This window comes from Teichococcus vastitatis (assembly GCF_003604215.1).
Lineage (GTDB): Bacteria > Pseudomonadota > Alphaproteobacteria > Acetobacterales > Acetobacteraceae > Pseudoroseomonas > Pseudoroseomonas vastitatis.
Genome location: NZ_QXGS01000011.1, coordinates 37,751 through 58,699, shown reverse-complemented (window position 1 = coordinate 58,699; position 20,949 = coordinate 37,751). Strand labels below are relative to the sequence as shown.

Genomic DNA, 20,949 nt, shown 5'->3' with positions numbered 1-20,949 from the left:
CCCATCCATGACCGACCCTCGCCCCACCGCCGACGCGCCTGACGACGATCCTTATCTCTGGCTGGAGGAAGTGGAGGGCGAGCGTGCCCTCGGATGGGTCGAGGCGCAGAACGCCGCCACCCTGTCCCGCCTGTCCGACGCCCGGGTCGCCGCCGACCGGGATGCCGTGAAGGCGGCGCTGGACCGGCCGGACAAGATCCCCTTCGTCACCCGCCGCGGTCCGCACCTGTACAATTTCTGGCAGGACGCCGCCCACCCGCGCGGCTTGTGGCGCCGTACCAGCCCAGCCTCCTTCGCCACTGATGCACCCGATTGGGAGGTGGTGCTCGACCTCGACCGACTGGCCGAGGCGGAAGGTGAGGATTGGGTGTGGCACGGCGCCGTCACCCGTCCCGGCGCGCATGATCGGGCCCTGCTGCGCCTGTCGCGCGGCGGCGGCGACGCGGTGGTGCTGCGCGAATTCGATACCGGGACGCGCAGCTTTCCCCAGGACGGCTTCATCCTGCCGGAAGCCAAGGCCAGTGCCGACTGGCTGGACCTGGACACGCTGCTGCTGGGCTCGCCGCTCGGCACGGCCGGCGACGGCACGCCGGCCGCCTCGGCCTCGGGTTATCCCCGGGTGATCCGCCGCTGGCAGCGCGGCATGGATCCTCTGGCCGCGCCGATCCTGTTCGAGGCCGCCCCTACCAGCATGGGCGCCTGGGCCGGGGTGGACCGGGAGAACGGCCGCGAAATGCTGGTCTTCACCGAGCAACTGGGCTTCTTCGACACGGCCCACCATCTGGGCGACCGCGACGGCCCGCAACAGCGCCTGCCCCTGCCGACCGACGTGCGCGGCGCCTGGCAGGGCGGCTGGATCGCTGCGGTACCGCGTACCTCCTGGACGCTGGATGGGGTCACCCATCCGCCGGACACCTTGCTCGGCACCTCCGTCGCCGATCTGCTGGCTGGCAGGGCGCGTTGGCAGGTGCTGTTCCGCCCCGGCCTGCGCCGCGCCATCCAGACGTTCTTCTGGTGCAGGGGCCGCCTGATCCTGTCCGTGCTGGACGAGATGCGGCCGGTGTTCACCGCCTTCACCCCCGGCCCGGCGGCCTGGGCGGAAGCACCTGTGCCCGGCCTGCCCACCACCGGCGTGGTCAGTCTCTGGCCGCTGGATGAGCGGGAAGACGAATCCGACGGCACGCTGCTGGCCATGGCCCAGGACCCGGTGACCCCGCCCGAGCTGCTCCGGCTCGATCCCGGTCCGGCGGCGCCGCTGGTGCTGAAGCGTTCATCCCCCGTCTTCGACGCTGACGGGCTGATGGTGACGCGGCACGAGGCCGTGTCCTCGGATGGCGAGCGCATCCCGTATGTGCAGGTCGGACCCGCCGAAGAAACCGGCGAGGCCCCGGTGCACCTGAGCGGCTATGGCGGCTTCCAGGTTTCCATGCTGCCGAGCTACCGCGGCACGGTTGGCCAACTCTGGCTCCAGCGCGGCGGCACCGGCGTGATCGCCAATATTCGTGGCGGTGGCGAGTTCGGCACGGCCTGGCACGAGGCGGGACGGCGGGAGCGCAAGCGCCTCTCGCATGATGATTTCGCCGCCGTGGCGGCAGACTTGGTACGGCGCGGTGTCACCATGCCCGGGCGGATCGCGGCGGAAGGCGGCTCCAATGGCGGGCTGCTGATCGCCAACATGCTGACCCGCTATCCGGAACGGTTCGGCGCCCTGTTCTGCACCATCCCGCTGATCGACATGCGGCGCTACACCAGGCTGCTGGCCGGGGCGAGCTGGATCGCAGAATATGGTGACCCGGACGAGCCCGGGGACTGGAGCTTCATCCGCGGGTTCTCCGCCTACCATCAGGCGGCGCCGGGGCAGCCCTATCCGCCAATCCTGATCGCCACCACGCGGCGGGATGACCGCGTGCATCCCGGCCACGCCCGCAAGATGGCGGCCAAGCTGCAGGCCATGGGCTATCCGGCCCTGTTCCACGAGCCGGCCGCCGGTGGGCACGGCTATGGCAAGGACAATGGCGAGGTCGCCGGCTTTGCGGCCCTGGGCGCCGCCTTTCTGCGGCGGGCAATCGGCTGGGAAAGCGCAACCACCGAAGCATGAGGCGGCCCGCCACCGCTGGCGGGCCGCCCATCCGTCCGCGCGAAAGCGCGGGCCTTACAGCGGCTTGAGGTTGGTCGCGGCGGCCTTGCCGCGCTCCATGGCCACGTCGTAGCTGACCTTCTGGTTCTCGTTCAATCCGGACAGGCCCGCCTTCTGCACGGCAGTGATGTGCACGAACACATCCTTGCCGCCATCCTGCGGAACGATGAAGCCGAAGCCCTTGGTCGCGTTGAACCACTTCACTGTGCCAATCGCCATGCGATGCACCCCTTCTTCGCGTGGACGGGGACGCTGCCCCCGGACGATCCAGCCCGGTTCCCGGAACGGCTTGATGGGCGACCGGGTCTCCGGAGGCACGGCAAGGCGGCGGAAGCGGTTGGCGAAACGAAGTGGGGCAGATCGTTAATGAACTGTCAACGTAAACGATTCGGGACAGTTCTCCTGCCTTGAAACGTCGCTGCAGGCACGAAAAAGGGGCGGCCCCTTCGGGCCGCCCCCTTCTGTTTCGGCGTTCCGATCCGTTCGGATCAGAAATCCATGTCGCCGCCCATGCCGCCCATGCCACCGCCCGGGCCACCGGCCGGGGCAGAGGCCTTGGCCGGCTTCTCGGCGATCATCGCCTCGGTGGTGATCAGCAGGGCTGCGATGGAGGCCGCGTCCTGCAGCGCCGTGCGCACGACTTTGGTCGGGTCGATGATGCCGGCGCCGACCAGGTCCTTGTACTCGTCGAGCTGGGCGTCGTAGCCGTACTCGTAGGTGCTGTCGCGCAGGACCTCACCGGCGATCACGGCGCCGTCCTTGCCGGCGTTCTCGGCGATCTGCTTCAGCGGCACCTGAATGGCGCGGCGAACGATCTCGATGCCGACCTGCTCGTCGTTGTTCAGGCCCTTGAGGTCGCTCAGCGTCAGCGCAGCGCGCAGCAGCGCCACGCCGCCACCCGGCACGATGCCTTCCTCAACCGCGGCGCGGGTCGCGTGCAGCGCGTCGTCGACGCGATCCTTGCGCTCCTTCACCTCGACCTCGGTGGAGCCACCGACGCGGATCACGGCCACGCCGCCGGCCAGCTTCGCCAGGCGCTCCTGCAGCTTCTCACGGTCGTAGTCCGAGGTGGTCTCCTCGATCTGCGCCTTGATCTGCTCCACGCGGCCCTGGATGTCGTCCTTGGAGCCGGCGCCGTCGACGATCGTGGTGTTCTCCTTCTCGATGCGGACGGTCTTCGCCTGGCCCAGCATCTGGAGGGTCACGGTCTCGAGCTTGATGCCGAGGTCCTCGGAGATCACCTGGCCACCGGTCAGGATCGCGATGTCTTCCAGCATCGCCTTGCGGCGGTCACCGAAGCCCGGAGCCTTCACGGCAGCAATCTTCAGGCCACCGCGCAGCTTGTTGACCACCAGAGTGGCCAGCGCCTCGCCCTCGACATCCTCGGCCACGATGATCAGCGGACGGCCCGACTGCACCACCGTCTCCAGCAGCGGCAGCATCGGCTGCAGCTGGGACAGCTTCTTCTCGTGGATCAGGATGTAGGGGTTCTCGAGCTCGGCGATCATCTTCTCCGCATTCGTGATGAAATACGGGGAGACGTAGCCGCGGTCGAACTGCATGCCCTCGACGACGTCGAGCTCGGTCTGGATGCCCTTGGCTTCCTCGACCGTGATCACGCCCTCGTTGCCGACCTTCTCCATCGCTTCCGCGATCATCTGGCCGATCTCGGACTCGCCGTTGGCGGACAGCGTGCCGACCTGCGCCACTTCGGCGGAGGTGGTGATCTTGCGGGTCTTGGCCTGCAGCTCGGCGACGATCTTGGCCACGGCCTTGTCGACGCCGCGCTTCAGGTCCATCGGGTTCATGCCGGCGGCCACGGCCTTGGCACCCTCGCGCACGATGGCCTGGGCCAGCACGGTCGCGGTGGTGGTGCCGTCACCGGCCAGGTCGTTCTGCTTCGAGGCCACTTCGCGCACCATCTGCGCGCCCATGTTCTCGAACTTGTCGGACAGCTCGATTTCCTTGGCGACCGTCACACCGTCCTTGGTGATGCGGGGCGCGCCGAAGGACTTGTCGATCACGACGTTGCGGCCCTTCGGGCCCAGCGTCACCTTCACGGCATCGGCCAGAATGTCCACGCCGCGCAGCATCCGCTCGCGCGCGCCGGCGCCGAACTTAACGTCCTTAGCAGCCATCGTTCTCTACCTCGTCAAAATCTGTTGGAAAGGAATGGGGTCCGCAGGCTCAGGCCGCGATCACGCCCATCAGGTCGGATTCCTTCATGATCAGGAGCTCTTCGCCGCTGATCTTCACTTCGGTGCCCGACCACTTGCCGAACAGAACGCGATCGCCGACCTGCACGTCCAGGGCAACGATGGTGCCCTGCTCGTTGCGCGCGCCGGACCCGACGGCGACGATCTCGCCTTCCATCGGCTTCTCCTTCGCGGTGTCGGGGATGATGATGCCCCCCGCGGTCTTCTCTTCGGCGGTCAGCCGGCGGACGACGACGCGGTCATGCAGTGGACGAAACTTCATTGGCCCTCTCCTGACGCCCTGTATGGCGCATTCAGCGACGGTTGCCTCATCCGGGTGGATGAGCCTGTTAGCACTCACCCCCGGCGAGTGCTCACGATCTAGGACGCCCCTGATTTTCCGTCAAGCGCCAAGCAGCACTCTCGGTAATTGAGTGCTAACTCTTTGAAAGCATGGCGTTTTTCTTGCCAACCGGTGCCCCGCTCATGCCATGCTGGCGATCCCCGAAGGGGGAGCGACCCGGCGGCTGGCTGCCGCCTCAGCAAAAAGGGAGCAGAATTCCATGCTGCTGCGTGACATCGAGGGCATCGTGCGCATCCCCGACTGGCGGCTGACCACCGCCGAGATCCTGTACCACCTGCCCGACCATCCCGGCGTGCTGCAGAGCTTTCTCTGGCAAAAGGTCGACCAGGCTCCACGCTTTCCGGAACTCAGCCGCTTCCTGGCGTTCTGGCAGCGGGAGATTGAGGGACCGCTGCACTCGGTTCGCGTCGCGTCGAGCGCCCTTACCCGCCCGGCCGAGTTCCGCTACGCGGAAGGCCAGTTCAACCTGCACTGACCCGGAGAGTCGGTTTCAGAGCAGCGCCAGCAGGACCGCCAGCGTGCCGAGGGACAGCATGGTGGACAGCAGCACGGTGGCGCCGGACCGGTCCGCGCCGGCGGCATAGCGGCGGGCCAGGAAGAAGGCGTTGGCGCCGGTGGGCATGCCGGCCGCCAGCACCGCCACGGCCAGCGGCAGGCGCGGCAGGCCGAGCAGCCAGCCGATCAGCCAGACCAGCAGCGGAAGCAACAACAGCTTCAGCGCGGTGCAGAGCAGCGCCGAGGGCCAATCACGCCGCGCATCGAAGTGGATCAGGCTGGCACCCAGGCAGAACAGCGCCACCGGCGGCCCGGCCATGCCGGTCATGTCGAGGAAGCGGCGCACCACCGCCGGCAGTTCCAGCCCCGATTGGTAGATCACCAGCCCCAGCAGCACCGCGATCACGATCGGGTTCTTCAGCACCGACAGGATGGTGGAGCGCAGGATCTGCCCGATCGGCTTCCGAGAGGAATGCGCCAGTTCCCCCACCACCGTGCCGAGCGGCAGCAGGATCAGCGAATGCAGGCCCACGATGGCCAGCAACTGCGCCAGCCCGGCCTGGCCATAGGCGGCGATCACCAGTGGCACACCGATCATGCCGGTGTTGCCGTAGGCGGCGTTGAGCGCGAAGGTGCCCCCCTCGCTGAGCCGCATGCGCAGCCCGAAGCGCGACAGCAGCAGCGCCAACGCGTACACGATCAGGCAACCGGAAAAGAAGGCGAAAGCGGTGGCGCCGCCATTCGGGTGCGGCGTGGTGGCACTCAGCAGCAGCAGGCTCGGCATGGCCAGCGTGAAAACAAAGGCCGTCATGCCGCGCAACGCCTCGTCGGACATCCATTTGCGACGGGCGGCCAGATAGCCGATCGCGATCAGCGCGAAGATCGGTGCCACAACATTCAGCAGGGTGAACATGGAGTGCCTCCGTGGCCGGCAGGCTGCGCCACCGGTCCCCGGTTCTCAGGGCCGCAGCAGGGTGTCGATGAAGTTCGGCAGCCAGGGCTGCCGCGCCCCTGTGGTGCGGGCGGCATGCAGCACCGCGCGCACCTCCGTCACCGTGCGGTGGAAGTCGTGGTTCACCAGAACATGGTCGAAATCGGCCCAGTGGCTGATCTCGTCGCGGGATGCCTGCATGCGGCGGGCAATCTCCTCAGGGGAATCCTGCCCTCGCCCATGCAAGCGGCGTTCCAGCTCCTCGAGGCTCGGCGGCAGCAGGAACACGCTCACCACGTCGCCGGGCAAGGCCCGGCGCAGCAGCAGGTGGCCCTGCCAGTCGATGTCGAACAGCACGTCGCGCCCGGCGTCCAACGCCTCCTGCACCGGGGCGCGCGGCGTGCCGTAGCGACGGCCGAACACATTGGCGGCTTCCAGCATCTCGCCCGACGCTTCCATGGCCTCGAACTGCTGAAGGGACCGGAAGAAATAGTGCACCCCCTCCTGCTCACCCGGCCGCGGCGCACGGGTGGTGGCGCTGACCGAAAGCCGCAGCTCCGGCTCGCGCTCCAGCAGCGCGCGGCCGACGGAGGATTTGCCCGCCCCCGAGGGTGCCGACAGCACCAGGCACAATCCGCGTCGCGAGTTCCGGTTCATTCGAGGTTCGCCGCCTGTTCGCGCAGCCGTTCCACGGCCGCCTTAAGATCCAAAGAAAACCCGGTCAGCGCCAGGGAGGCCGATTTCGCCCCCAGCGTGTTGCATTCGCGGCCGAATTCCTGAGCCAGGAACTCCAGCCGCCGCCCCACCGCGCCGCCTTCCGCCAGCAGCGCCCGCGCCGCCTCTCCATGCGCGCCGAGCCGGTCCAACTCTTCCCGCACATCGGATTTCTGCGCCAGGATCGCCACCTCGATGGCCAGCCGTTCCTCGGGTATCCGCTTCTCGCCACCCAGCAACTCCGCCAGGGCGGCGCTCAGGCGCGCGCGATGCACGGCGGGCTGGCTGGCGGCCTCGGCCAGGGCAGCAACGCGTAGGGCGGCGATCTCCTCCAGCAGCGCGGCGAAGATGCCGGCAAGCTTGGCGCCTTCGGCAGCGCGCGACTCGGCCAGTGCCGCCAGGGCGCGGTTGAAGCCCGCCGCCAGGGCGGCCTGGCGCAGCATCTCGTCCTCCTCGCGCGGCTCGGCCAACTCGGCGCGCAGCACGCCGGGCAGGGCCAGCACCGCCTCGGCCCGGGGCGCCGGGCAGCCCGGGATGCGGGCCGCCACCGACAGGACCAGGGCGAGGGCCTGGTCCAGCGCCGCGGGGTCGGGCGTCAGGCGTGGCGCGCGGTCCTCGCGCTTCAGGGTCAGCGTGGCCGAGATGTTGCCGCGCCTGAAGCGTGCCGCCACGGCTTCGCGCAGCTTCGTTTCCAGCGCGTCGGACCCGGCCGGCAGGCGGAGGCGCAGATCCAGGCCGCGCCCGTTGACGCTGCGCAGTTCCCACACGAAACCCGTGCCATCCGGAAGGGTGCCCGCGTCCCGGGCGAAGCCGGTCATCGAGGAAAGAGCCATGCCGGGCCTTCTCTCCCCCCCTGGCGCAGGATGCAAGCCATGACCGACGCGACCCCGCCATGGACCACCCTCGCCATCACCGGAGCATCCTCCGGCCTGGGAAGGGCGCTGGCCATCGCCTGTGCCCGCCCGGGCGCCACGCTGCACCTTGCGGCCCGCAACGCGGCCCGGCTGGCGGAAATCGCTGCCGCCTGCCGGGCGCGGGGTGCGGAGGTGCGGGATGCCGTTCTGGACGTGCGGGATGCCGCCGGCTGCGCCGCCTGGGTCGCGGGCATGGCGCGACTCGACCTGCTGATCGCCAATGCCGGTATCTCTGGCGGTACGGGGGGCGTCTCGGAGCCAGCGGCACAGGTCCGCGCCATCTTCGATACCAATGTCTCCGGCGTGCTGAACACCGCCCTGCCCGCCCTGGATCGCATGGCGGCGCAGGCGCCGGGCGCGGATGGGGTGCGCGGCCGGGTGGCGGTGATCGCCTCGGTGGCGGCCTTCGTCGCCGCCCCGGGCGCCGCCGCCTATTGCGCCAGCAAAGCGGCGGTGCAGCGCTGGGCCGAGGCCACGGACGCCACGGAGCGTGCCCGCGGCCTGCGCGTCCACGCCGTCTGCCCCGGCTACATCCGCACGCCGATGACGGCGGTGAACCGCTTTCCCATGCCCTTCATGCTGGAGCCGGAGGAAGCGGCATGCCGCACCCTGGCCGGATTGCGCGCAGGCCGCACCCGCATCGCCTATCCCTGGCCGACTTATGCGATGGCCCGGATCGCCGGCGCCGTGCCGCTCGGGCTGCGCGCGGCGGTGGCGGCGCGCATGCCGGCCAAGCCTGTTGCCGAAGCCTGAGCCGCCTCAGCCGCGCCGGGTCGCCAGCCAAACGCCGGCCAACACCACCATCCCACCCGCCAGCACCCGCATCTCGGGGATCTCGGCCAGCCACAGCCCGGCCAGCAGGGCGGCGAAAGGCGGCTCCAGATAGCCCACCATGGCCGCCTCGGTGGCGCGGGCGCGTCGCAGCAGCAGCACGAACAGCGACAACGGCACCGCCGAGGCGAAGACGCCGAGCAGCACCAGCACCAGCCAGATCTCGGCCGGCTGCTCAAAGGCGCCGGGCGGATCAAAGGCCAGGCTCAACGCCAGGGCGATCGCGCCGGCCATCATCTGCTGGCCCAGCACCAGCTGCGTGGCGTCGGGCGGACGCGCCCGGCGGATATAGATGGTGCCCATCGCATAGGAGACGGACACCGCCAGCATCAGCAACAGCCCGCCCGCCGAGGCATCGGCCCGCCAGGCCTGCGGTCCGATAATGGTGGCGATGCCGCAGAAACCCAGCGCCAGCCCCGCCAGCATACCCGGTCCCGGCCGTTCCTCGCGCAGCGCAACAAGGCTGAGCAGCGCCACGATCAGCGGCGTGGATGACTGGATCAGGGCGGCGGGGGCACTTTCCACGCGGGTCAGCGCCACGGCAGTCAGCACGTTGGGCAGCCAGCCATTCAAGGTGCCCGCCACCAGGATCGGCCACCAGGCCAGCCGCCCATGCCAGCCGCCGCCGCGCCACAACAGAAAGGCGCCGATCGCCAGCGCCGCGATGGCGCCGCGCGCCGCCGCCAGCGCGAAGGGCGGCATGCTGCCGGCGGCGAAGCGCAGCAACGGAAAGGAAGCGCCCCAGAGCGCCGAGATCACCAGCAGCTGCAACCAGAGCTGCGCGCGGCCGAGCGGCGGCGCCGGAGATGTCACCGCGCGCCGCGCTGCCGCTCGATCGCCCGCCACCTCGCCACATTGCGGTTATGTTCCACCAGGGTGCGGGCAAAGGCGTGGCCGCCGGAACCATCGGCCACAAAGTACAGCTCATCTGTTTCCAGGGGCTTCAACACGGCCCGCAGCGCCTCGGTGCCTGGGCTGGCGATCGGGCCGGGGGGCAGGCCGCGGTTGCGATAGGTGTTGAAGGGGTGGTCACGCTCCAGGTCGGCGCGACTCAGCGGCCGCTCCAGCACCCCGCCATCGGCGGCCGCATACGCCACGGTGGGATCGGATTGCAGCGGCATGCCGCGGCGCAGCCGGTTGATGAACACGGCGGCGACGCGTGGCCGCTCCTCCTTCTGGCCGGTTTCCCGTTCCACGATGGAGGCCAGGATCAGGGCTTCCCGCGGGGAGTCGATCGGCAGGTTCTGCGCCCGGTCGGCCCAGAGCTGCTCCAGCGCGCTCTTCATGGCCGCAGCGGCGCGTTGCGCCACCGCCGCGCGGGTATCGCCATAGGAGAAATTGTAGGTTTCGGGCAGCAGCTCGCCTTCTGCAACGGCCGGAACATCGCCCGTCAGCCCCTCGGCCTGCTGCAGGATGGCCACCATTTGGCGGGCGGTCAGCCCTTCCGGCAGGGTGATGCGGCGCTGCACCGGCCGGGCATTGCGCAGCACGTCCAGCACCGTTTCCAGGGAAGCCCGCGCGGGAAGCAGGAATTCTCCGGCCCGCAGCGGACCTTCCCCACGCGTCAGCCACACCGCGGCCATGAACAGGCGGGAATCGCGGATGGCGCCGCGTTCCGCCAGCAACCCGGCGATGCCGGCGGTGCTGCCGCCGCGCGGCACCACGATGGGGGTCTCGGCGGCGAGCGGACCGGGGCTGGTCCAGGCCTGCTTCGCGTACCAAGCGGCGCCGCCTCCGGCCAGCAGCAGAACCACCAGCAGGCCCAGCAGAAATTTACGCATGATCCGCCCTCCGCGTTCAGGGCGAAATGGCGCCCCATCTCCCTGGCTGATCCGCCTGCGGGGCGGCCAGGGCCGAGATGGGGTGGGAGGGGCGTTTTGCCGCCCCCCGCCCGGTCTTCAGTGGCGCGTCAGGGCGCGCGACGGAACAGGATCGAGGCGTTGGTGCCGCCGAATCCGAAGCTGTTGGAGAGCGCCACGTCGATCGGCCGCTCCTGCGCCTGCAGCGCCACGCGGTCGATCACGCTGTCGCGCGAGGGCTCGTGCAGGTTCAGCGTCGGCGGCGCCACGCGATCGCGGATCGCCAGGATGGAGAACACGCCCTCCACCGCTCCGGCAGCGCCCAGCAGATGGCCGATCGCCGATTTGGTGGAGGACATGGCGATCTTTTTCGCCTGGTCGCCGAACAGCTTCTCCACTGCCTCCAGCTCCAGGTCATCGCCCATCGGCGTGGAGGTGCCGTGCGCGTTGACGTACTGGATCTGGTCCGGGGTGACGGCGGCGTTCTTCAAGGCCGCCTTCATGGCGCGGTAGGCCCCGTCATGCCCCTCGGCGGGCGCGGTGATGTGGTAGGCATCGCCCGACATGCCGTAGCCGATCACCTCGGCATAAATCTTGGCGCCGCGCTTGCGGGCGTGCTCCAACTCCTCCAGCACCAGGATGCCGGCGCCCTCGCCCATGACGAAGCCGTCCCGCTCCTTGTCCCAGGGGCGCGAAGCCTCGTGGGGCCGGTCGTTGAAGCCGGTGGACAGGGCGCGGGCGGCGCAGAAGCCGGCCATGCCGATGTCGGAGATCGCCGCCTCGGTGCCGCCTGCCACCATGAGGTCGGCATCGCCGAGCGCGATCAGTCGCGCCGCATCGCCCAGCGCGTGCACGCCGGTGGCGCAGGCCGTGACCACGGAATGATTGGGACCCTTGAAGCCATACTTGATCGAGACATGGCCCGAGGCCAGGTTGATCAGCGCCGAAGGGATGAAGAAGGGCGACAACCGCCGCGCCTTGCCCGCGCCAACCAGCAGCGCGTTCTCGGAGATCGTCGGCAGGCCACCGATGCCGGAGCCGATCATCACGCCGGTGGCGTTGCGATCATCCTCCGACTTCGGCACCCAGCCGGAGTCCTCGACCGCTTCCGTGGCCGCCACCATGGCGAGCTGGATGAAGCGGTCCATCTTCTTCTGGTCCTTGACCGGGATCCACTCGTTGAGTTCGAGCTTCCCCTCGGCCTTCGGGCCGGACGGCACCTCGCCGGCGATCTGTGCCGGCAGGTCCGTGGCATCGAACTGGCTGATCGAGCGAATACCGCTCTCACTGGCCAGCATGCGCTGCCAGACATTCGCGACGCCGACGCCGAGAGGGCAAGCGATGCCCATCCCGGTGACGACGACGCGACGCGGCGTCGTCAGAGATCCGAACACCCGTCTACCCCCTGATTCTTCATTCGCTCGGCGGCGTCGGGAAGGCCTTCAGGCGGCCTTCTGCGCCTCGATATAGTCGATCGCGTCCTTCACGGTCGTGATCTTCTCCGCGGCATCGTCCGGGATCTCAACACCGAACGCTTCCTCGAAGGCCATCACCAGCTCCACGGTGTCGAGGCTGTCGGCACCCAGGTCGTCGATGAAGGACGCCTCGGACGTGACCTTGGCTTCCTCGACACCGAGGTGCTCGACAACGATCTTCTTCACCTTCTCGGCGGTATCGCTCATCGACCGAGTCTCTCCTGCTTGCAGACATTGCCGTGCTTCCGGGTGGAGACCATCCCCGCCCTCGGCCAGCGCGGCCATTAACATGGAAGCCATCCGGGGAACAGAGAACCCCGGCCGGCTGTTTCAGGTCATGGCCATTCCGCCATTGACGTGAAGTGTTGCGCCGGTGACCCACCCCGCCTCCTCCGAGGCCAGATAGGCCACGGCGGCGGCGATGTCGCCCGGCGCGCCCATCCGTCCCAGCGGAATGCGCTCCATTAGCCGGCTCTTCTGCGCCTCGTTGAGGGCGTCGGTCATCGGCGTCGCGATGAAGCCGGGCGCCACCACGTTCACCGTGATCCCGCGCGACGCCAGTTCCTGCGCCAGCGACTTGCTCATGCCGACCAGCCCGGCCTTGGCGGCGGCGTAATTGGCCTGTCCCGGATTGCCGGTGGTGCCGACAATGGAGGCGATGGAGATGATGCGGCCGGCGCGGCGCTTCATCATGCCGCGCATCGCGGCGCGCGCCAGGCGGAACGGTGCGGCGAGATCGACCTCGATCACGTCGGCGAAATCCTTGTCGCTCATCCGCATGGCCAAGCCGTCGCGGGTGAAGCCGGCATTGTTGACCAGGATATCGAGGCGGCCGAGTTCCGCCTCCACCTGCTCCACCAGCGCCTGTGGCGCCGCCGGATCGGATAGGTTGGCGGGCGCGACCAGCACGCCCTCGCCCAGTTCCGTGGCGAGCTGCTCCAGCACCTCCCGCCGGGTTCCGGAGAGCGCCACCCTCGCCCCCTGGCGGTGCAGCACGCGGGCGATCTCGGCGCCGATGCCGCCCGTGGCGCCGGTGACCAGGGCGACCTTGCCGTCCAGTGCGAACATGGGGCGGGCTCCGCTCAAAGAAATGTTCAGAGGGATTTCAGAAAGGCTTCGATGTCGGCGGGCGTGCCCACCGCCTGCGCCTGCGCATCCGGCGCCAGCCGCTTCATCAGACCCGACAGAACCTTGCCCGAGCCGATCTCGACGAAGCGGTCGCAGCCCAGCTCCAGCATGGTGCCGATGCATTCGCGCCAGCGCACCGTGCCGGTGACCTGCCGCACCAGGAGATCGCGGATGTCCGCCGGCTCGGCGGCCTTGGCGGCCGACACGTTGGCGATCAGCGGAACCAGCGGCGGCCGCAGCTCGGCCCCGGCCAGCGCCTCGGCCATGGCGTCGGCGGCCGGCGCCATCAGCGCGCAATGGAACGGGGCGGACACCGGCAGCAGCATGGCGCGCTTGATGCCGGCCTCCTTGGCCAGCGTCACGGCGCGCTCCACCGCGCTGCGATGGCCGGAAATCACCACCTGGCCGCCGCCATTGTCGTTCGCGGCCTCGACCACCTCGGCTTCGCCCTCGGGGCCGGTCGCGGCGCGCTCGCAGATCTCGCGCGCCTGCGCCATCTCGGCGCCCAGCAGCGCGGCCATGGCGCCGAGGCCGGGCGGCACCGCCTTCTGCATCGCCTCGCCGCGCAGCCGCAGCAGGCGGGCGGCGGTCGCGATGTCGAAGGTCCGGGCCGCGGCCAGGGCGCTGTATTCGCCGAGGCTGTGCCCGGCCACCAGCGCCACGCGGGCCTTGAGGTCGAAGCCGCCTTCCTGCTCCAGCACCCGCAGCACGGCCATGGACACCGCCATCAACGCCGGCTGCGCATTGGCGGTCAGCGTCAGCTCCTCCGGCGGCCCCTCAAACATCAGGCGGGACAGATTCTGCTTCAGCGTCTCGTCCACCGCCTCGAAAACCTCGCGCGCGGGGGCGAAGGCTTCGGCCAGGTCGCGGCCCATGCCGACAGCCTGGCTGCCCTGGCCGGGGAACACAAAGGCGATCGGCATGGCTGGTGCTGGCTTCCCTGAGCAGGCGGCCCGTTGCGGCCGCAGCGGCGTTCCGTTGGAAAGGCGGCGGGGTAACGGTGCGTTCCCACCCTGTCAACATTTCGCGCGGGAATGCGCCCGGCTTTTCCTTGCACAGGCGGGGGATTCGTGATTAACGCCGCCCTCCCCTGCCGGGCGCGTGAGGCATCACGCCCGGCTATGCCCGCTTGCGCTCCCCGGCATGGGCCGGACGAGCCTTGGGCTGAGACAGCCAGAGGGAGATCCCATGCCGCTGTATGAGACCGTGCTGATCGCACGGAACGACCTGACGCAGGCGCAGGTCGAAACCATCACCGACCAGATCGCCTCCGTCGTCACCGAAGCCGGTGGCGAGATCAAGAAGCGCGAATACTGGGGCCTGCGCGGCCTGGCCTACCGGATCAAGAAGAACCGCAAGGGGCACTACATGCTCCTCGGTCTCGACTGCCCGCCGGCCGCCGAGCAGGAAGTCGCCCGTCAGCTCGGCCTGAACGAGGACGTGCTGCGCCACATGACGATCCGCGTCGAGGTGATCGACGCCGAGGCGCCGTCGGCGATCCTGGCGAAGCGCGGTGACGACCGCGAGCGCGACCGTTCCTTCCGCGGCCCGCGCCCGCCGGCCGGCCGCTTCTCGTCGGGCCGCCGCGAGCGCAGCGACGATCGTGAAGAATACCGTGCCCGTCCGCGTGACGAGGCCGAGACCGCCGGCGGCGAGGAGTAATCCACCATGTCCGACACCAGCACCGACGTGAACATTGCCGCCCGCCGCCCCGCCGTGGGCGCGCGCCGGCCGTTCTACCGCCGCCGCAAGTCCTGCCCGTTCTCTGGCCCCAACGCGCCGAAGATCGACTACAAGGACGTGCGCCTGCTGAGCCGCTTCCTGAGCGAGCGCGGCAAGATCGTCCCGTCCCGGATCACCGCCGTGTCGGGGAAGAAGCAGCGCGAGCTGGCCAACGCCATCAAGCGCGCCCGCTTCCTGGCCCTGCTGCCCTACGTCATCAACGACTGAGCGCAGCGGACGGGATCTTCAGGACCTCAAGGAACACGGATCGGTGGCAGCGGCGCAAAACCGGAACGGCCTGACCCATGATCCTCGCCTTCTGGCGGGCGTCGCGGGCGGGCTTGTCTCGGCCCTGGCGGCGCTGTGGGCCTTTCGCGGCCTGCCGATGGGACTGGGCCTGTTCTGGCTGTCGCCGCTGCCATTGTTCCTGGCCGGTCTCGGCTTCGGCAAGGTGGCCGGCGGCATCGCGGTGGGCACTGGCGCCCTGGCGCTGTTTCTGGTGCAGCCCGGCTTCCTGACGGCGCTGCTCTGGCTCGGCCTGTACGGCGTGCCGGTGCTGCTGCTGCTGGGCCTCGGCCTGCGGGAACAGGCGCCACGCATCGACACCGGCCTGCCACTGGCGGCGCTCGGGCTGTGGCCCGCGGCGTTGACGCTGCTGGCCACCATCCTGTCCGCCGAAGCAGGCGGGTTGGAAGCGGTGCTGCGCGCCGCGGTGGCGCTGGGGCTGGAACGCATGGGCACCGACGCCCCCGAGGCGGTGGTCACCCAGATCGTCCGGCTCCAGGCGGCGGCGCTGGCGCTGTGGCTCGGCCTAGCACTGGTGGCCAACGCCGCGGCGGCGCAGGGCTTCCTGCAGCGCCGCAAGCTGGCCCTGGCACCGGCGCCGGCCTGGCGCGAGTCGCGCCTGCCCCGCTGGTATCCGGCGCTGCCGGGTCTGGCGGCCCTGGCCTGGGTGGCATCGGGCAGCGAATCCTCGCTGCTGCCGCTGTCGCTCTGCCTGGTGCTGGCGGTGCCGCTGGTGCTGCAGGGACTGGCCGCCATGCATCGCCGGCTGGCGACGTTTTCCGGCCGCCTGCCGCTGCTGATCCTGTTCTACGTCCTGATTCTCGTCTTCAGCCTGCCGGGCGCCCTGATCCTCGTGGCGCTCGGTCTCCTCGAACAATACGGGCGCCGCAACCCGCCCGCGAACATGTGAGATCGGGGTTACACCGATGATCGAAGTCATCCTGATGCAGCGGGTCGACAAGCTCGGCCAGATGGGCGAGCTGGTGAAGGTCCGCCCGGGCTACGCTCGCAACTTCCTGCTTCCGCAGGGCAAGGCGATCCGCGCCAACAAGGACAACATGGCCCGGTTCGAGCGCGAACGCGCCCAGCTGGAAGCCCAGAACCTGAAGCGCCGCGAGGAAGCCGAGCGGGTGGCGGAGCGCATGGACGGCCTAACCGTCATGCTGATCCGCTCCGCCGGCGAATCGGGCGGCCTGTACGGGTCCGTGTCCGGCCGCGACATCGCCGAGGCCTGCAAGGAAGCCGGCCTCACTATCTCCCGCAGCCAGGTGCTGCTGGAGCAGCCGATCAAGACCGTGGGCATCACCACCGTCAAGGTCGAGCTGCATCCGGAAGTGTCCCTGCCGGTGCAGGTCAACGTCGCCCGCTCCCCGGAAGAAGCGGAGAAGCAGGCGCGTGGCGAGGATCTGCGCGCCGAGCAGCAGGCCGAAGAAGACAGCCTGGAAGCCGAACTGGCCGCCGAGCTGTCCGACCTGGGTGCCGCCTCCGAAGAATGATCGTGCCGCTCCGGCGCAGGCCGGAGGGTTTACCATCCGACTGTGGAAAGGGCGCCCTTCGCGGCGCCCTTTTCCGTTTCCGGAGCCTGTTCGGCGCCTGCCACAGGACCGGGCTAGGCCACGGCGGAAGCGCCGGCCCGGAACGGCGCTGCCACGTCCGGCGGGGAGGGCTCGAGGAACGGTGGCATCGCGGCCACACAGCGGCTTTCATCCCCGTTATCCACAGGCGGAGCCTCGCTCCATCCCGGCCGGCGGCGCTAGACTGCCGGCATGAACAGCGTATCTGCCCCCGGCGACGGGATGCTTGGTCTTTCCCAGCGCCTGCCGCCTTCGAATGCCCAGGCGGAGCAGGCGCTGCTGGGCGCCCTGCTCGCCAACAACAAGGCGTATGAGCGGGTTTCCGAGTTCCTCGCCTCTGAGCATTTCGCCGATGCCGTGCATGGCCGCATCTTCGCCGCCATCCAGCGGCGAATCGAGGCCGGGCAGCTGGCCGATGCGGTGACGCTGCGCGCCGAGTTCGAGCATTCTGGCGCCCTGGCCGAGGTCGGCGGCTCCGCCTACCTGGCGCAGCTGCTCTCGGCCATGGTGGGCATCATCAATGCCGGCGAATATGGCCGCGTCATCCATGATGCCTGGCTGCGGCGGCAGCTGATCGACCTGGGCGAGACGGTGGTGAACCGCGCCTTCGGAGCCGAAGCGGAGCTGGACGCCAAGGAACAGCTCGAGGCGGCCGAACAGGCCTTGTTCGACCTGGCCAAGGATGGCGGCTCTGAAGGCGGCTTCGTCACCTTCAGCCGGGCGCTGACCGATGCGGTGTCCTTGGCGGAAAAGGCCTTCAGCAGCGGCGGCGGCGTATCCGGCCTGCCATCCGGGCTGCGCGACCTCGATGCCAAGACCGGCGGCCTGCATCCGTCCGACCTCGTGATCCTCGCCGGGCGTCCCGGCATGGGCAAGACGGCGCTGGCCACCAAGGTGGCCTTCGGCGCCGCCAAATCCCTGCTGCGCGCCGCCGAGGACGAGCACGGTCCCGGTGCCGTGCCGAAAGGCGGCTGCGCCATTTTCTCGCTGGAAATGAGCGCCGACCAGCTCGCCACCCGCCTGCTCTCGGAGGAAGCGCGCGTCTCCGGCGACCGCATCCGCCGCGGCGAGATCCAGCAGCGCGATTTCGACCGCTTCGTGGAGGTAAGCCGCGAACTGGCCCGCCTGCCGCTGTTCATCGACGACACGCCGGCCATCACCATCTCGGCGCTGCGCACCCGCTGCCGGCGCATCAAGCGCACGCGGGGCCTCGACCTGATCGTGGTCGACTACCTGCAGCTGATGCGGCCCGCCGCTGGGTCCCGCCCCGAGAACCGGGTACAGGAGATCTCGCAGATCACCCAGGGGCTGAAAGCCATCGCCAAGGAACTGGCGGTGCCGGTGATCGCGCTGTCCCAGCTGTCGCGCCAGGTGGAGAACCGCGAGGACAAGCGCCCGCAGCTCTCCGACCTGCGCGAATCCGGCTCCATCGAGCAGGACGCGGACATGGTGATGTTCGTCTACCGCGACGACTACTACCTGAAGATGCAGGAGCCGAAGCAGACTGCCTTCGACAACATGGAGAAGTTCGAGGCCGCCCACTCCTCCTGGCGGGACCGGATGGAGAAGGCCTATAACCGCGCCGACCTGATCGTGGCCAAGCAGCGCCACGGCCCCACCGGCACCATCCCGCTGTTCTTCGAGGCCGAGTTCACCCGCTTCGGTGACCTCGACATCACCCATTCCGGCAGTTCCGATGGCTACTGAAGCGGAGCGGCGGGCCGGGGAGCTGGTGGTCGATCTCGGCGCGATCGTCGCCAACTGGCACGAGCTGTGCGAGCGGCACCAGAGCGGCCCGGTCGCCGGCGTGGTGAAGGCCGATGGCTACGGCCTCGGCGCCGGCGCGGTGGCCAAGGCGCTGGCCGCCGCCTCCTGCTGGAATTTCTTCGTGGCGCAGCTGTCCGAGGGCATCGCCCTGCGGAAGGAGCTGAGCCACGGACCGATGATCGCCGTGCTGAGCGGCTTTCCGCCGGGCGCCGATGGCGGCGCCGGGCTGACCCCGGTGATCAACACGCCGCAGGATCTCGCCGCCCACCGCGCCGCCGGCACCAGGGGCGCTATCCTGCACCTCGACACCGGCATGGAGCGGCTGGGCCTCAACGCGCGCGAACTGGCCGGGGCGGGCAGCCTGTCCGACCTCGACCTGCGCTTCGTGATGACGCACCTGGCCTGCGCCGACGAGCCGGGGCACCCGCTGAACGCCGAGCAGGCCCGCCGCTTCCACGCCATGGCCGAGGCGGCGCCGGGCGTGCCGCGCTCCTTTGCCAATTCGTCCGGCCTGTTCCTGGGCGAGCGCTTCGAATCCGACCTGGCCCGCCCCGGCGCGGCCCTCTACGGGATCAACCCGACGCCGGGGCAGCCCAACCCGATGCGTTGCGTGCTGCGCCTGCTGGTGCCGGTGCTGCAGATTCGTCAGGTGCCGGCAGGCGCCACGGTGGGCTACGGCGCCACCTGGGTGGCGAAACGTGACAGCCGGATCGCCACCATTGCCGCGGGCTATGCCGATGGCTACCTTCGCGCCCTGTCCGGCCGGGGATTCGCCCTCGCCGCCGGGCGGACCGTGCAATTGGTAGGCCGGGTTTCCATGGATCTGATCACCCTCGACGTCACCGACGTGCCGGAGCTTGCCGTGGGCGACCGCGTGGAGCTGATCGGCCCGGAGCAGACGCCGGATGCGGTGGCAGCCCTGGCCGGCACCATCGGCTACGAGGTGCTGACCGCGCTCGGCACCCGCTACCACCGGCGCTACATCACGGCATGACCCATTCAGGCCCACCGGGACATCACTGATTTGCTCAACCCGCTGTCCTTGCTGGCCCTGATCGGGCGGGCCGTGCTCGCGGCCTGCCGCCAGATCGGCGCCCTCACCTTGTTCGCGCTGGAGGCGCTGTCGCACCTGGTGCGCGCGCCCTTCTATCCCCGCATGTTCGCCCGCGCCTTTGTTGAGATCGCCTATTTCTCGTTGCCGGTGGTGGCGCTGACGGCGGTGTTCACCGGCATGGTGCTGGCCCTGCAATCCTATTCCGGCTTCTCCCGGTTCGGCGCGGAAAGCGCCATCGCCAATGTGGTGGTGCTGTCCATCACCCGCGAACTCGGGCCGGTCCTGGCCGGGCTGATGGTGGCGGGCCGCATCGGCGCCGCCTTTGCCGCCGAGATCGGCACCATGCGCGTCACCGACCAGATCGATGCGCTGACCACCCTGTCTACCAATCCCATGAAGTACCTGGTGGCGCCGCGCCTTCTCGCCGGCACGCTTGCCATGCCGCTGCTGGTGGTGGTGGCGGATGTGCTGGGCGTGATGGGCGGCTGGATCATCGGCACCACGCAGCTCGGCTTCTCCTCGGCCAGCTACCTGACCAACACGGTGAACTTCGTGCAGTTCGAGGACGTGTTCTCCGGCTTGGTGAAGGCTGCCGTGTTCGGCTTCGTCATCACGCTGATGGGCTGCTGGAGCGGCTACACCAGCCGCGGCGGCGCACAGGGCGTGGGCGCCGCCACCACCACCGCGGTGGTGTCCTCCTCCATCCTGATCCTGGCGCTGGATTACGTGGTTACCGCGATGTTCTTCGGCTGATGAGCACCACCCCTCCTCCCAAGATCCGCCTGCGCGGCCTGTGCAAGCGCTTCGGCGACAAGATGGTGCTCGACGGCGTCGACCTTGATGTGCAGCCCGGCCAGGGCATGGTGATCCTGGGCGGTTCCGGCTCGGGCAAATCGGTGACCATCAAGTGCATCCTGGGCCTGATCCAGCCCGATTCCGGCTCCATCGAGATCGATGGCCAGAACGTGCTGGCCATGGGCCGGCGGGAGCGGGAGGCGCTGCTCGACCGCACCGGCATGCTGTTCCAGAATGCCGCGTTGTTCGACAGTCTGCCCGTCTGGGAAAATGTCTGCTTCAAGCTGCTGGCGCAGAAGCGCATCTCCCGGGCCCAGGCCCGCGACCGCGCGGCCGAGGTGCTGGCCCAGGTCGGCCTCGCCGCTTCGGTGGGCGACCTGCCGCCCAATGAATTGTCGGGCGGCATGCAGAAGCGCGTCGGGCTGGCGCGGGCCATCGCCGCATCGCCCGACATTATCTTCTTCGACGAGCCGACCACCGGCCTCGACCCGATCATGGGCGCGGTGATCGATGGGTTGATTGTCGACGTGGTGCAGCGCCTGGGCGCCACCGCCGTGTCGATCACCCATGACATGGCCAGCGCCCGGCGCATCGGCGAAACGGCGGCGATGATCCACAAGGGCCGCATTGTCTGGACCGGCCCCGCCGCGGCGCTGGGGGAAACCGGCAATGCCATGGTGGATCAGTTCGCCCGGGGCGAGCGCGAGGGACCGATCCAGATGGAGCTGCGCAAGTAGCAGCGGCCCGGCCAAACGGCTGGGCAGGCGTT

The 20,949-nt window shown here is 69.5% G+C and carries 23 protein-coding genes; 11 read left to right on the top strand and 12 right to left on the bottom strand.

What is annotated here, in order from left to right; translation table 11 throughout:
* The first annotated feature begins 7 nt into the window (after window positions 1-7).
* Window positions 8-2,098, top strand: coding sequence for a prolyl oligopeptidase family serine peptidase (locus D2K64_RS14435; RefSeq protein WP_120009082.1), 2,091 nt, complete (start codon window positions 8-10; stop codon window positions 2,096-2,098).
* A gap of 54 nt (window positions 2,099-2,152) precedes the next feature.
* On the opposite strand, the gene D2K64_RS14430 is transcribed toward D2K64_RS14435, so the two are convergent.
* The 3 genes from D2K64_RS14430 to groES form a co-directional block, all read right to left on the bottom strand.
* Window positions 2,153-2,356 (bottom strand): cold-shock protein, encoded by a 204-nt coding sequence (locus D2K64_RS14430; RefSeq protein WP_120009081.1) that lies wholly within the window; start codon window positions 2,354-2,356, stop codon window positions 2,153-2,155.
* Between the two features lie 269 nt (window positions 2,357-2,625).
* Window positions 2,626-4,275, bottom strand: a complete 1,650-nt coding sequence (gene groL, locus D2K64_RS14425; RefSeq protein WP_120009080.1) for a chaperonin GroEL — start codon at window positions 4,273-4,275, stop codon at window positions 2,626-2,628.
* A 49-nt stretch (window positions 4,276-4,324) separates the two neighbouring features.
* On the bottom strand, window positions 4,325-4,615 hold the full coding sequence (groES, locus tag D2K64_RS14420; protein ID WP_120009079.1) for a co-chaperone GroES: 291 nt from the start codon (window positions 4,613-4,615) through the stop codon (window positions 4,325-4,327).
* A gap of 280 nt (window positions 4,616-4,895) precedes the next feature.
* Between groES and D2K64_RS14415 the strand changes: the two genes are divergently transcribed.
* The gene (locus D2K64_RS14415) at window positions 4,896-5,171 is read left to right on the top strand and encodes an usg protein (RefSeq protein WP_120009078.1); all 276 of its coding nucleotides are present in this window, start codon (window positions 4,896-4,898) and stop codon (window positions 5,169-5,171) included.
* A 15-nt stretch (window positions 5,172-5,186) separates the two neighbouring features.
* Here D2K64_RS14415 and D2K64_RS14410 read toward each other — a convergent pair whose 3' ends face one another.
* Genes D2K64_RS14410 through D2K64_RS14400 form a run of 3 tightly spaced genes read right to left on the bottom strand, consistent with a single transcriptional unit; the run spans window position 5,187 to window position 7,669 of the window.
* On the bottom strand, window positions 5,187-6,104 hold the full coding sequence (locus D2K64_RS14410) for an AEC family transporter (RefSeq protein WP_120009077.1): 918 nt from the start codon (window positions 6,102-6,104) through the stop codon (window positions 5,187-5,189).
* A 45-nt stretch (window positions 6,105-6,149) separates the two neighbouring features.
* Window positions 6,150-6,779: a guanylate kinase gene (gmk, locus tag D2K64_RS14405; protein WP_120009076.1), complete on the bottom strand. Its 630-nt coding sequence runs from the start codon at window positions 6,777-6,779 to the stop codon at window positions 6,150-6,152.
* On the bottom strand, window positions 6,776-7,669 hold the full coding sequence (locus tag D2K64_RS14400; protein ID WP_120009075.1) for a YicC/YloC family endoribonuclease: 894 nt from the start codon (window positions 7,667-7,669) through the stop codon (window positions 6,776-6,778). The genes gmk and D2K64_RS14400 overlap by 4 nt, the downstream gene beginning before the upstream one ends.
* 39 nt (window positions 7,670-7,708) lie before the next feature.
* Between D2K64_RS14400 and D2K64_RS14395 the strand changes: the two genes are divergently transcribed.
* On the top strand, window positions 7,709-8,503 hold the full coding sequence (locus D2K64_RS14395) for an SDR family NAD(P)-dependent oxidoreductase (protein ID WP_306418946.1): 795 nt from the start codon (window positions 7,709-7,711) through the stop codon (window positions 8,501-8,503).
* Between the two features lie 6 nt (window positions 8,504-8,509).
* Here D2K64_RS14395 and D2K64_RS14390 read toward each other — a convergent pair whose 3' ends face one another.
* From D2K64_RS14390 to fabD, 6 genes are all read right to left on the bottom strand, one after another.
* Window positions 8,510-9,394 carry a DMT family transporter gene (locus tag D2K64_RS14390; RefSeq protein ID WP_162306197.1) on the bottom strand — a complete coding sequence of 295 codons (885 nt, stop codon included), beginning with the start codon at window positions 9,392-9,394 and terminating at the stop codon, window positions 8,510-8,512.
* The gene (gene mltG, locus D2K64_RS14385; protein ID WP_120009072.1) at window positions 9,391-10,362 is read right to left on the bottom strand and encodes an endolytic transglycosylase MltG; all 972 of its coding nucleotides are present in this window, start codon (window positions 10,360-10,362) and stop codon (window positions 9,391-9,393) included. Before mltG ends, D2K64_RS14390 begins: the two co-directional genes overlap by 4 nt.
* Window positions 10,363-10,490: 128 nt before the next feature.
* A complete protein-coding gene (fabF, locus tag D2K64_RS14380) occupies window positions 10,491-11,774 on the bottom strand; it encodes a beta-ketoacyl-ACP synthase II (RefSeq protein ID WP_120009071.1) in 1,284 nt (427 codons plus the stop codon).
* Window positions 11,775-11,822: 48 nt separating this feature from the next.
* Window positions 11,823-12,062 carry an acyl carrier protein gene (locus D2K64_RS14375; RefSeq protein ID WP_120009070.1) on the bottom strand — a complete coding sequence of 80 codons (240 nt, stop codon included), beginning with the start codon at window positions 12,060-12,062 and terminating at the stop codon, window positions 11,823-11,825.
* Between the two features lie 123 nt (window positions 12,063-12,185).
* The gene (gene fabG, locus D2K64_RS14370; RefSeq protein ID WP_120009069.1) at window positions 12,186-12,923 is read right to left on the bottom strand and encodes a 3-oxoacyl-[acyl-carrier-protein] reductase; all 738 of its coding nucleotides are present in this window, start codon (window positions 12,921-12,923) and stop codon (window positions 12,186-12,188) included.
* A gap of 26 nt (window positions 12,924-12,949) precedes the next feature.
* The gene (gene fabD, locus D2K64_RS14365; protein WP_120009068.1) at window positions 12,950-13,906 is read right to left on the bottom strand and encodes an ACP S-malonyltransferase; all 957 of its coding nucleotides are present in this window, start codon (window positions 13,904-13,906) and stop codon (window positions 12,950-12,952) included.
* 265 nt (window positions 13,907-14,171) lie between these two features.
* Between fabD and rpsF the strand changes: the two genes are divergently transcribed.
* The 8 genes from rpsF to D2K64_RS14325 all read left to right on the top strand — a co-directional run bounded on the left by rpsF (window position 14,172) and on the right by D2K64_RS14325 (window position 20,917).
* The gene (gene rpsF / locus D2K64_RS14360) at window positions 14,172-14,645 is read left to right on the top strand and encodes a 30S ribosomal protein S6 (protein WP_120009067.1); all 474 of its coding nucleotides are present in this window, start codon (window positions 14,172-14,174) and stop codon (window positions 14,643-14,645) included.
* Window positions 14,646-14,651: 6 nt separating this feature from the next.
* Window positions 14,652-14,933, top strand: coding sequence for a 30S ribosomal protein S18 (gene rpsR / locus D2K64_RS14355; RefSeq protein ID WP_120009066.1), 282 nt, complete (start codon window positions 14,652-14,654; stop codon window positions 14,931-14,933).
* 43 nt (window positions 14,934-14,976) lie between these two features.
* Complete coding sequence (locus tag D2K64_RS14350) at window positions 14,977-15,900, top strand: DUF2232 domain-containing protein (RefSeq protein ID WP_120009065.1); 924 nt, start codon at window positions 14,977-14,979, stop codon at window positions 15,898-15,900.
* A gap of 16 nt (window positions 15,901-15,916) precedes the next feature.
* Window positions 15,917-16,486, top strand: coding sequence for a 50S ribosomal protein L9 (rplI, locus tag D2K64_RS14345; protein ID WP_120009064.1), 570 nt, complete (start codon window positions 15,917-15,919; stop codon window positions 16,484-16,486).
* A gap of 270 nt (window positions 16,487-16,756) precedes the next feature.
* Window positions 16,757-18,271, top strand: coding sequence for a replicative DNA helicase (locus D2K64_RS14340; protein WP_120009063.1), 1,515 nt, complete (start codon window positions 16,757-16,759; stop codon window positions 18,269-18,271).
* Window positions 18,261-19,325: an alanine racemase gene (gene alr / locus D2K64_RS14335; RefSeq protein WP_120009062.1), complete on the top strand. Its 1,065-nt coding sequence runs from the start codon at window positions 18,261-18,263 to the stop codon at window positions 19,323-19,325. The genes D2K64_RS14340 and alr overlap by 11 nt, the downstream gene beginning before the upstream one ends.
* A gap of 30 nt (window positions 19,326-19,355) precedes the next feature.
* Window positions 19,356-20,138: an MlaE family ABC transporter permease gene (locus D2K64_RS14330; protein ID WP_120009061.1), complete on the top strand. Its 783-nt coding sequence runs from the start codon at window positions 19,356-19,358 to the stop codon at window positions 20,136-20,138.
* A complete protein-coding gene (locus tag D2K64_RS14325) occupies window positions 20,138-20,917 on the top strand; it encodes an ABC transporter ATP-binding protein (RefSeq protein WP_120009060.1) in 780 nt (259 codons plus the stop codon). The genes D2K64_RS14330 and D2K64_RS14325 overlap by 1 nt, the downstream gene beginning before the upstream one ends.
* Window positions 20,918-20,949: the final 32 nt, after the last annotated feature.